The organism is Providencia sp. NPDC089933 (genome assembly GCF_049545585.1).
GTDB classification, from domain to species: domain Bacteria; phylum Pseudomonadota; class Gammaproteobacteria; order Enterobacterales; family Enterobacteriaceae; genus Providencia; species Providencia huashanensis.
Map to the genome: position 1 here is coordinate 103,548 of NZ_JBMWDT010000006.1, position 12,100 is coordinate 115,647.

The 12,100-nt window shown below is 39.1% G+C and carries 7 protein-coding genes and 1 pseudogene; 4 read left to right on the plus strand and 4 right to left on the minus strand.

The annotated features are described in order from the left end of the window. Position 1: 1 nt before the first annotated feature. Together ACPEH5_RS10500 and ACPEH5_RS10505 are read right to left on the minus strand one after the other, a co-directional pair. Complete coding sequence (locus tag ACPEH5_RS10500; RefSeq protein ID WP_210814301.1) at positions 2-2,728, minus strand: DUF2345 domain-containing protein; 2,727 nt, start codon at positions 2,726-2,728, stop codon at positions 2-4. 763 nt (positions 2,729-3,491) lie between these two features. Beyond that, positions 3,492-3,635, minus strand: a pseudogene (locus tag ACPEH5_RS10505) (transposase); the annotation flags it as partial. Between the two features lie 670 nt (positions 3,636-4,305). Here ACPEH5_RS10505 and ACPEH5_RS10510 point away from each other — a divergent pair. From ACPEH5_RS10510 to ACPEH5_RS10525, 4 genes are read left to right on the plus strand one after another with little or no spacing between them, the layout of a single operon-like run. After that, positions 4,306-4,464, plus strand: a complete 159-nt coding sequence (locus ACPEH5_RS10510; protein WP_230233562.1) for a hypothetical protein — start codon at positions 4,306-4,308, stop codon at positions 4,462-4,464. A 3-nt stretch (positions 4,465-4,467) separates the two neighbouring features. Beyond that, complete coding sequence (mdtN, locus tag ACPEH5_RS10515) at positions 4,468-5,508, plus strand: multidrug transporter subunit MdtN (RefSeq protein ID WP_042846146.1); 1,041 nt, start codon at positions 4,468-4,470, stop codon at positions 5,506-5,508. Continuing rightward, positions 5,495-7,363 (plus strand): FUSC family protein, encoded by a 1,869-nt coding sequence (locus ACPEH5_RS10520; protein WP_166685118.1) that lies wholly within the window; start codon positions 5,495-5,497, stop codon positions 7,361-7,363. The genes mdtN and ACPEH5_RS10520 overlap by 14 nt, the downstream gene beginning before the upstream one ends. Positions 7,364-7,365: 2 nt before the next feature. Next, on the plus strand, positions 7,366-8,847 hold the full coding sequence (locus tag ACPEH5_RS10525; protein ID WP_042846143.1) for a TolC family protein: 1,482 nt from the start codon (positions 7,366-7,368) through the stop codon (positions 8,845-8,847). Between the two features lie 55 nt (positions 8,848-8,902). Here the strand turns inward: ACPEH5_RS10525 and ACPEH5_RS10530 are convergent, their stop codons facing one another. Together ACPEH5_RS10530 and ACPEH5_RS10535 are read right to left on the minus strand one after the other, a co-directional pair. Beyond that, entirely contained in the window at positions 8,903-9,919 is a 1,017-nt protein-coding gene (locus ACPEH5_RS10530) for a linear amide C-N hydrolase (protein WP_042846142.1), read from the minus strand. 405 nt (positions 9,920-10,324) lie between these two features. Next, positions 10,325-11,872, minus strand: coding sequence for a sulfatase family protein (locus ACPEH5_RS10535; RefSeq protein ID WP_281110768.1), 1,548 nt, complete (start codon positions 11,870-11,872; stop codon positions 10,325-10,327). Positions 11,873-12,100: the final 228 nt, after the last annotated feature.

Consider the following 12,100-nt stretch of genomic DNA (forward strand, 5'->3'; position numbering starts at 1 on the left):
ACTATTTTTCCTCTTGGTTATCTTTCAGTGATTCACTCATCAATAATTTTTTGAAAATATCTCTATGTGTCATACCTGAAAGTTTTTTGCCTTCCATGCCCGGCATTGGTTTGAGAGCACGAAATCCTTCCCTTGAAGCCTCATCTTCTTGAGTGTTTTCTGAGTCTGCTTTTAAAAGATTGATGGTGAATTTTTCACCGTCCAATAACTCTACTCGATATTTTTCTATGGACGTATCATGTTCAATCTGAATATTTCCATTTTCATCGGTGAATCCTTTCGCTAATAGCGCTCCATTACCATATAAAGTATACGGCTCAAACGCACGCGCCTTCATCGGACTCTGCGGAGAGGAGCTCAGTTGAAAGCGCAAGGTTTGTTTTGGCATTGATTGCGGAAACTGTGGATGAGTGACATCCATTGAAGCCGCTCCTTCAACTACCCAATTGGTGGCTTTCACCGTTTGGTTGCTGGGGCTGCCGTACTCAATCTGCCCGCTTTTCAAGCGAATATAAGCACCACCGCAGGTCAGCAATAACTCATCTTTAGCGGCGACGACAGTTTTACCGCCCGTGCTGGTGATGGTCATGTCTTTGAGTGAGGTGAGGTGCATTTCATCGCTTTGCGCTTGGATTTCCACCTTGCCTTTAGCCGCGAAGGCTTTTATACCCAAAGTATGGGCAAACAAACTAATCGCTTGACCTGCCGCTAAGGTGATTTTTTTACCTACCGAGATATCAGTCTGTTTATTGGCCGTCAGGGTAATGTTTTCACCGCTGTGAGCCTGCACCGTTTTCGGGGAGGTGAGAGCAATACCTGCAGGGGCGCTGAGTAATAACGCCGCTTGCTGCAATTTATCAATAGATTGAGTCAGTAACGTTTGTTGCGCTTTTAAATCTGCTAGTTCGGCTTTTGCCACCTCTGCCGCTTCGCGTAGCGAACTGACTAAATTCAGCGCATCATCAAGCTGTTGCTTGGCTTCGCGCATATCCAGTTGTTCAGACGAGGCTTTCGTGCGTAAATCTGTGCTGATAAACAGCCCTTTTCCTGCTCGAATAGCGCCCCAGCTGTCGGTTCGCAGCTCAAAGCCATCACCGCGCTTTTCACGCCCTTGATTAACCAGATGCCCTAAATTGAGTTGCGATTTCCCCCCGTATTCGGTGCTGAATTTGATGTGTTCTTCCCCGCGTTTGTCTTCCATGCGTAGCTTATTATTTGCCGGAGTACGAATGACATTGCGGGTATTATTTTTGTCGGTGATGTGGTCGGGACGATGCGAGTCATGCAACGCATGGGCGATATACGGCCTATCCGGGTCGCCCTGATGGAACCCAATGGCAACTTCTGTCCCTTGGATTAAGGGGAAGTGCATGCCGTAGGTATCGCCTGCGTAGGGTTTCGCCAGCCGCACAGGCATGCTTTCATACCCAGTGGGCTTTTCATCACGGTCGGCATCGAATTTAACCCAATAAAATCCATGTTCATTTTGATGGGCATAGATATCATGTGGCTTGGCGCTAGTAATCCGCGCCATTAACGTACCTGCAATCACGGGGCGAGGTTTAAGAGCTGGTCGCCAGCACAAAGCTTCGGTGTACGACGTTGCTTCAAACTGCACGACTAAGGCACTGCTGCGGCTACCTGAAAATCGCAGGCGGCTCAGGAGGATTTCAGATTGAAAGTCAGACGGTAATGTTGAAGGCAGTTGGTTATCGGTAATTTTGAGCACCAATAGCGGCGTTAGCATCGGTGAATTACTTTTACCGTACAGTTGAGTTTGACGAACCAAAAAGCGTTCATGGTCAAGGCGTGACCAAAAGTGAGCGGTTTCCGTTTCAGGTTGGTACTTCTCACCGCGCTCAAGGTGACGAGGTTTATAATGGTAGACATCGCCGTAGTGGATGTCCTCTCCCTCACCTCGAGTCATATCCGTTTCAATCGATTGCAGAGTTTGCATCGCTTGGCGGTGATTGTAATCTTTGGTGGTGACACTGCGCTCAACCACTTGATGACGTAGTGATAACCCCCAGACACTTTCTACACCCTCGTCATTCATCCCTGATGGGCTATTGAAAGGTAGCTTGAGGTCATACACATAGGCTCGTTGGCTATCCCCAAAATGAATAACTTCGGTTTTGGTATCCGGTTGCAAACTGAACGAATAGAAAATCCCCACTTCACTTAGCAGGCGTTCAATAAACTGCCAATCACTCTCATTGATTTGGTTAATTTGCTCCCGCTTTGGGTATTGACGCTGCAAATGAAACTCAAATTCCCAGCCTTTCATGTCATGCTCACGTAAGATGAGGTCAATGACGTCTGGCACGGATTTATTTAAGAAGAAGCGGTGAGTGCGCATTTGGTGGCGTAATAAGGAGACAAACGGTTCTATCACAATTTGGTATTGTGTTTCATCAGCGGAGCCAGACAGCCGCTTGAAGTGGGTGATCACGCCATGAACACGTTTTTGCGGCTCATTCAATGTGTTCAGCATAGCCAATGGCAGGGTAGGCGATGAAAAGGTAAAATCAGCACTGCGGCGTAGAAATTGTTGCGCTTGCAGGTTTTTGTTTGGGGAGGTAAAGGTAATCTGATAACGATAAGTTTCACTAATGGCTTCACGTCCCGTGAAGTGCTCAACGTCTAAGTGGGTCTGGCAACCTTGTACAGCAAGCTGGTAGCGATTATGGGATTGAAACGGCTTAATGACAATGTCGAACAAGCTCATGACGTATTCCTTTCAGATGCTTTGTGGCAACCGAAAATGAAATGCTAGAGTTAAGGTTATCCACGCTAATGCCAATTTATTTACCTTAAGTTAACCGATTGTTATAAATAAAAACAAATTTATTATTTAAAAATTTTGACGCATTTAGCATAAAATAGATTTATCTGAATGGTTTTACACACATAATAAGTTTTTTTGGCAGTTAAATTATATGCATGTGGCAGGTTTAACTAACCGTTTGTCTTAATGCTTTACTTTTGGCTGTGGCTTATACTTGGGGTATTAGCGCTAGGTGTTCAGAGTCGTTTAGAAAAGACATATTGTTCCGATAACCGAGTCCAGAAGAAATTCTAAGGTAAGCTGGTGTCCTTTTAACCGTGAGAGCCCTGTCGGAAAAATTTTATAGATATTGCGTGGAAACATTTAATAATGATCTTAATACGTTTCATCATTACTCTTTGATTAATCGTGGGGCCTTCTCATGGCAGGGCGATCCATCATCATGGCTATTAAGTATAACATTTACTATGGTTGAGCGAGTATTTGTGAAACGTAGTGATTATCAAATCAACCAACATGGTGCTGATGATTGAAAGCCTTGCTTGTGTGATGGAAGCATTCTGAGTTGGATTTTTATTATTTAAGGCTTGTTATGCTGTAGAAGTACCAAGGCAGGCAACGTGAGACCCATATTGCTTTATTTTGCCTTTTTAGTTTTAGCCAGTTAATTTTTACAACTAATAAAACGCCTCATTACCTATTTTCAGCTTTTAATTGGCATACTCCATTTTTTAGAGGTAGATTCAATTGCTAAATAAATCACTTTCGGCACAGAGTCATCGCTGGGGAAGACCTTACGTTTCTTTATAGCATGACGGATAACGCTGTTTAATGATTCGATGGTATTAATATAACTATCTAATTCGACTATATGAATTAAACTTTTAGGGGGAATATATACCGATGATATATAAATTGATGTGGTCGACTTTCGTTTTAATAAAGTTTTAAAGTTAATTTTTGGAGCGGTTATTTTTGATTGTCATAATAAGACAGTCTAATTGTTACCTGAAATAGGCCAAGAGTAAAATTGTTTTAAATTTCTAGTGTTAAATCATATCGAGATAGTTAAATTAGTTCATATTTCCGTTTAATAGGCTTAGTTAATCAGTTTAAGCGGTTAATTTGATATTGAACTTTGCATAATATTGTACTTGTTCAACATTATAACCAGTATGGTCTTATACTGATTTGATTAATGTATATGTTTATTAATCAATGTGTTGGGTTATTATTGAGCTTTTTTTTGACGGGTGGGGTGTCGGTGAAACTCAGTTAATAAAAAATAAAACCAATGTTTATCTAGTTGAAATTTATTTATTTTATAATCATAAAAAAAACGCTATAGTAATAAGTAATCAATTAATAATCATATAATGATAGGTAATATTGATGTGAACTTGCTTAAAAAATATTGTCATCATTTTAGCATTAGCTTGCTAGCTTTTTTATTAGTAGGCTGTACACAGGGAAACTCCCCACTATTTCCCATGCTAGGTGCTTATTTTCCTTATTGGATGTTGTGTGTCTTAATTGGACTAATAGGCGCAGTGTTATTACGTGTTCTTCTGGTCCGCTTAGAAATCGATGATAAGTTACCGTTGCCCTTGCTGTTTTACTTTGGTGTCTTGCTATCGATTGCCATTACAATATCTTTACTTTATTTCTCTCATTAAATTATGAATACAGAAAATAAAAAAAAGCTCGCAATCATTATCACAATCGGTGTGTTTGTGGCTCTATTGCTTTTGCTATGGAAAAGCCTGCAATCATCAGTTTTGAACCCATTAAGTGAAGATGCGGTGATTGAGGCAAATAAAATCAATATATCTTCTGTGGTACCTGGGCGGATCAGCCAATTTCATGTTAAAGAAAACATGGAGGTCAAGGAAGGTGACCTATTATTTACGATCGACCCTACCATGTACCAGTTGCGAGTGGATCAAGCTCGAGCTGAATTACTTGTTGCAGAAGCAGCCCTCAGTAATAAAAAGAGGATCATCGTTGCTGAAACTTCAAATTCTGAAGTAGCAGAAGAACAAATCAAACGTGCACAAGTTAATCTTGCTCTTGCCACACAGTCATTAAAACGTTTAGAGCCTTTATTAGCTAAAGGTTTCGTGACTGCTCAACAGGTTGATGATGCACGTACTTTAAAACGTGATGCAGAAGTCAGCTTAAAACAAGCCCAAAAACAAAATGTAGCTTCTGAAGCATTAATTAATAATACCAAATCCGAAGAGGCTCTCGTTCAGTCATTAAAAATGTCATTGGCTATGGCGGAGTGGGAATTAAGTAATACGGAAATCAAAGCACCGAGTAATGGTTATATCGTCGGGTTAACCATGTCTGCTGGTGAGTTTGTGTTATCAGGCCAGTCTATATTTACATTAATAGATACTGATACATGGTTTGCATCTGCTTACTTTAAAGAAACGGAGTTAGGCAATATTCAGATGGGGAGCTGTGCAGTAGTTTACTCTATGATCAATAATAAGCAGCCAATTAAAGGTAAAGTGCAAGGTACAGGTTGGGGGGTTATGTCTACTGATTTGCTCAATATTCCTAGGGATTTGCCTTATGTGCCTAAATCACTAAATTGGGTACGAGTCGAACAACGTTTTCCTGTCAGGGTGATTTTAAATAATCCACCTAAGGAATTAATGCGAATAGGTGCCACAGCTACTGTTAATATAGTATCTAAAGATGATGACTGCTAAAACTTCACTAGTTTTTCAACAAATAAAGCAGGATTTGTTGCCATTCGAGTTTCGGTTTTCGACGGCGTGGCGTATTTCTCTACTCTGCGCATTAATGGCAGGTATTGCCATGTTATACGAAATACCAGAGTCGGCGATCAGTTGTTACCTGATCATTTACCTTGTTAAGTCTGACGCAGTTGAAAACATACTATTGTGTATCGGTGTCATAGTCTTATGCAGTATTGCTGTTTGTGTGATTTTTATATTATTTAACTTAACCATTCAAAATGTGATGTTACGCTTTTTCTTTATGGCGTTATTTTCTGGCTTATTTATGTATTTATCTTCTGCCAGTAGTTTGGGCGATATTGGTAATTTAATCGCGCTTGTGATCGCATTTTTAATGACATTAATTGATGATATTCCTTTTGGCGATGCTGCAACTAGGGGGCTGCTGTATGCTCTCTTAATGGCAGTATCACCTATGTTACTGGTTATTATCTTTAATTATTTTTTTGGTATTAGCCCAAGAAAATTATTACTCAATAAATTGTCAGAGCGCTTTTTAAGTGCGCATCAATTTTTTTTAGGGGATAAGCTCCAGCCAATTAAAATAACCGAAGCTTTAGCTACTCAGTCTGAATGCAAACGTTATTTAATGTTTATTAAGCTTTTTTTCCTAAAAGGGAAAAAAGAAATACAATGGCTAGATAGCATGATTGATAATTCCTATGAAATACTGATCATGTCTTTGAATTTACCGGATGATACATCATCAGCAGTGCGTATTGAGCTATCAGAAAAATGCCAATTTATTGCACAGTGTTTATCTACAAATCAACTTGAACAGTTAGAAAACCTTAAAGATAGCAAACCAACTAATAAGAGCAATCAACAGTTATTGGATGATTTCCTAAATATTTTATTTAAGAATAAAACATTCAGTGACCCAAAAACGAAAATGCCGTTTTTTGTTGAGGATGCTTTTACTAATCCTAATCATAAATATTTTGCAATAAAAACCACTTGCGCAGCACTGATATGTTACGTTCTTTATGACTTTTTTGAATGGCAAGGCATCCATACGGCGATGATCACTTGCTATGTTGTCGCATTAACATCAGTTGGTGAAACTGTGCATAAACTGACACTGCGTATCACGGGGTGTTTAATTGGTGCACTGATTGGGATTATTTCGTTACTTTATATTATTCCTCATTTATCCGATATTTTTAGCTTAATGGTATTGATTTTCTTCTGTATTTTACCCGCAGCATGGGTGGCTGCCGGTAATGAGCGTATTTCCTATGCAGGAGTCCAAGTTGGACTTGCATTTTTGCTAACGGTATTACATGGGTTTAAACCTAGTTTTGATATGGATGTCGCTTCCGATAGGATTTTAGGCATCTTATTAGGCAATATAGTGATGTATATTATGTTCACTAAAGTGTGGCCCGTATCCATCATGACCACGATTAATAAGCAAATTAAGAATATCTTAGATAGTTATGCGGCACTTAAATTAGGCAATTATGAGAATAATGTGCAAGCGCTCAGTTTAGTCTCAACAATTAATGAAGGCGTAATAAAAGCAAAAGATGATATAGACTTGTTAATCTTTGAAACTCACTCTAAAGATAAAGGTGATGCTTTAACTCGCTTCTTTAAACAGCTGTTAGCTGAAGCCTCAGTGGACAGTTATCAAAATTATGCTTCTAAATTTATCTATTTTAATCATAAAGATAATTTAGATCCCCATGCATGCGCTAAATCAATTAGTGACTTTAAACGTGATGTATTAAATTCGCTACCGATAATATTATCAGCTCAAGAAAAAGAGCAAGTCATGCAAGAACTCATTAGTGAGAAGTAATAATGACGGCACAATTAACAAAAAGTAAAAACAAACAGTATTTGCTCACTACTTTTCTGAGCGTATTTCTTGTCGGATGTGTCGATACCAGCCGCTCATTTATGGAAAAAGCCCAGCAGCCGCTACGATATGAATCCGAAAAATACCTTTCTTCTCCTGAAGAGAATTTGTATGCCGAACATAATGAAACACTTAAAGAGCAGTATGACTTGGCTGATCTTATCGATGTTGCGCAAAAAAATAACCCTGAAACACGTATTGCTTGGGAATTAGCCAAAAAGGCGGCGGTTGATGTTGGAATGGTTGAAAGCACCTATTTGCCTGTTATTACAGCAACAGCATTAAGTGGTTATCAACGAGGGACTGTAAAGCTTCCGCATAATGATCTTGTTGATAAAATCGATGTTTCTAACCATGTTTTTATCCCAGCGGTGACGTTTCAGTGGTTGTTGTTTGATTTCGGTAAGCGTGAATCTCTCGCGAATGCAGCAAAACATGCGGCTCTAGCTTCCGATTTGAACTTTAATTTACTTCATCAAAAGGTCATTCATGATGTTACTACGGCTTACTATACTTACGGAGCCGCACAGAAAAAAAACAAAATTACTGCTGAATCCTTAGCGCGCAGTAAAAATGTCCTTTATGCGGTGGAACAGAAAAAGGCGCGAGGTCTTGCGACCGTGCTTGATGTTGCATTAGCTAAGCAACAGGTTGCTCAATTAGAATTCCAAAGCGTATTAGCCGCAGGGAAAGAAAAAGACCAGTACCAATTATTGCTATCATCCATTGGTATGTCTCCACTTCAGTCTATCAACATCCAATATAGCGACAAAGATGTTCTCCCTGATGATATCGCGCCATTGACCCATGAAAGGATCAGGAATGCATTAGCTCAACGCCCTGATGTACTTTCTAATTATGAGCTTATGCAAGCAGCGATGAAAACGACTCAATCCGTTGAGTCTGATTATTTTCCTAAAGTCTATTTGGCCGGCGCTGTTGCTGGGGGAAATAGTAGCTTAGATGTACAGGGGTTACCCGGTATCAATCAAAGTACTTCCTCTTCAAATATTTTACTTGGGGTGAGTATTCCGCTTTATGAAGGGGGGATCAGGCAAGCCCGTATGAAGAATGCACAATCAGATATTCTGATTGCTCAAGAAAATTTACGAAAAAGCCAAGAGTTAGCGATCCGAGAAATGAGCTTAACTGAGAACGCGTTAAAATCAGCATTGGAAGCGCATAAAGCGGCAAAAAATTTAGTTGAAACAACTCAGTTAAGTTATACCGCAAGCGTTGATTTTTATCATAATGGGCTAGGCACGGTGACTGAAATTAATGCGGCAGAAATAGCATTATTTACAGCAGAACTTGCCCGTATTGATGCTTATACTGGCTCAGTTATTGCTGCTGTTGATTTAGCTTTTTCATTAGGGGAAATAGAAAAAGCATTACCTCGTTATGAACAGGCTAAAGCTAAATAAATAGTTTTAAACTGTAGAAGATAGGGATTACTATCTTCTACAATTGGTGATTAAATTAATAAATATCGAGTTGTTTAAAAATAGCTTTACCTTCATGGCTAAATTGGTCAATCGAATATTGAGTATAATTCATTTCACCATACCCTCTAATATAGATAGTTCCATTAGATAAATCAGATAAGCAAGTCCAGACAGTATATTCAGACAGTAAAATATCACCTTTCCCTTCACCTTCTCCGATATTATCAACAGTGATATTTTTAGTGCGATCAAAGTTATTCATTATATGGGCAAGGGTATTTATTGCCTCTTTTGCATTATCAGCTTGCGGTGCGTAAGTACTATAAAAAACGGCACGAACAAAACGCCCAACCGAGGTATCTGAAGAAGGGAGGTTTGCAGTTGCAATTCCGCTATCTGGCTGAGTCACTCGGATATTACCTAATAGATTGGTTGACTTATCAAGGTTAGATAATTGGCTATAATTATTGAGGTTTTTTAAATGCCATTGAAAATCAGGCCCATTAGTCATTACACGAGTTGGGTTATCAAAGACTTGTAATTTGCCGTTAACAGCTTCAACGACGATACTGCCACCTTGTTTATCATAAAAAGCATAATGGAATGGTGATTTTAAATTCCTAAAGTTGACGAGGATTGGGGACCAAAAGAAGCCACTTTCAATAGCTTTTTTCACTTCGTTAACATTGCTAAAACTAGATAAAGCCCATTCACCTATCGAGGTGACAGGTAATGACTTGGAATAATTTTCAGGTTCAATCGGTGAGAGTTCTGCTTCTGTGATCATATTGGCACTAAAAGTTAACCCCTCACTATTTAAACCTTGAAACATATTATGGTTATCACCATCAAAATAAATTTCAGTTGTTATAGCAAGAATGTCGAATTTAGATGTATAACTAATACCATTTTGACCATCAGGTGATTTTTTCTGAAAGAAGGTATTTACTGGGTAATATGTTATCCAAGAAGGTAAGTTTTCAGTTAATTCTAGTGTTCGTCCTTGGTAAATATGATTTTGACTATCTACTATTGATAAGCTTGTGCACATTTTATTAGTCTCTTATTGATAACATGTCAGTAAATTAGTAAATAATAATGACGCATACTATAAACTTATATTAGCTTCACTGAATAAACAATAATAATCATTAAAATATCTGACTTAGGCTTAATCTAATAAAATAGGTGAGTTTATAGGTAGGGGAATTATTAAATAATTGAACTGGACTTATTTCTAGATTAATGTCAGTAAAAAATGATTAAGAATACTCAGAATATTAAATAATAAAGTCATTGTATGGCATGAAGATCTAGTACAGAGAATAGGGGAGAATGTCAGTATTTTTGTAACCCCCTACATACTTTTCAATAACTTATATTACTATGAAGGGGGATGGTTTTGGCTAAATTGTCTATTTTGACTAATTAATAATATATTAAAGCGTTAGTGCTATTAGCTTCGTTTACCATAATTAGCGAAGTCTTCAGGCTTAGGAAATCCATAACTAGGGTCACTATTACGAGTCGGAAGGCGCTTTTTCATACTCGCGACTATTTCTGGTTGCTGGCTTGCTATATTATTACTTTCATTCGGATCTTCTTGAAGATCAAATAGGACAATGGGGCGCTTGGTACCTTTAGGCACGCTACCATAGCTTTTCATTAAGGATGGGTCAAAGCCCTCAATGAGTTTATAACGTTTATCTCGTACCATACGCCAATTAAGTAGGCCAGAAGTTACATATTCTCGGTGATCATTGGTTCTGCCTTCCAATAAAGGCCTAAAAGAGAGGGCTGTCATGCCGTCAGGGATCTCTGCCTTGGCATAATCTAAAAATGTTGCGGCAATATCAATAAGGCTAACTAATGCATCACTAGTGCGGTGTTGAATATTAGGCCCAGCAACGACTAATGGAACACCAACAGATGCATCATAAGGGACGTTTTTACCCCATCGGTTATGATCACCGAGCATTTCTCCATGATCACTTGAAAATACAATGATTGTATTTTCAAGTTCCCCCCTTTGTTTTAACTCATCAAGGTAGATCCCTAACCAGCGATCAATATTTTCCACCATTGCAGTGTAATTTTGTCGAATAGCTTCATGTTGTTCTGGATCGAGTTGGGTTGAATTAAAGGGTTGAGGAAATTTACGTCCGCGAACAGTTTTTTCCATTCTTTGAGTGATATCCTCAGGGTCATGAAGGCCTGCAAAATTTACTACCATATGCCATGGCCGATCTTTAGGAAAACGGCGTATCATTTCAATTCCAGTACGTCCAATCCAGTTATCAGCATAGTCTTCATCGTCAATAGGTGTCGGGTAAGTTTTTGCGTACGCTTCTGGACCTTTTGCTCGTCCACCTCCTCGAGAGGTGATATCTGCAGCATGAATATCTGCAACACCACGCTTAAGCATGTAAGCCATGTAAGGCTCAAATGGTGTTTTAAATTTATCCCATTCTAATACGGCATCACCTTTACCTGCACAGTTCACCATGTCTGAAAAGCCCCACTCGGACATATGGTTGCGGCCATCAATACCGTTATCAAATGTCGGTTTCGCGAGATCTAATTTCCCACAAGCCCCTACGTAATAGCCGGCATCGCGTAGTTTTTCATAATAGGTCGCTTGTGTTGTTGGATAAACAGTAAAGTTATCACCTACGCCACACCGGTCGTACTCACGACCAGAGGCAAGGCAAGCACGAGAAGGGCCACACACAGGGGAAGGAACAAACGCTTGCTGAAAGCGTGTTCCCCGAGCAATTAATGAATCTAAATTGGGGGTTTTAACTTCGAGGTTAGGGTTTGCGCCTATCCAGTCAAAGCGGTGTTGGTCTGGTAGAATAAATAAAAAATTAGGACGTTTATTGTTCGACGTGGTCCCTTGCGCTTGAGCTGAAGTAATTGACCCCATTACTGCAGGAGCTATCATGGGCGTTAAGACAGTCGCTAATAGGAAATCTCGGCGTGTCAATTCATTAATTTTACTCATAGACATGCTTCCTCATTGATCGAAAATAGTTCACTTATAATAAGAATGTAAAATCGATCTCACCTTGTGGAGACAGAGAAACTGATCAATTGCAACATTCTTGATTCGCTTTCTTAATAGGCAACTACCTGAAAAATAAATGCGTATAACTTGAATTCTTATGATTTTTAAAACTCATGGCTTATAAAAGTAAGAGTGCACCTTAATTGTTATCACTAATGATTTAAG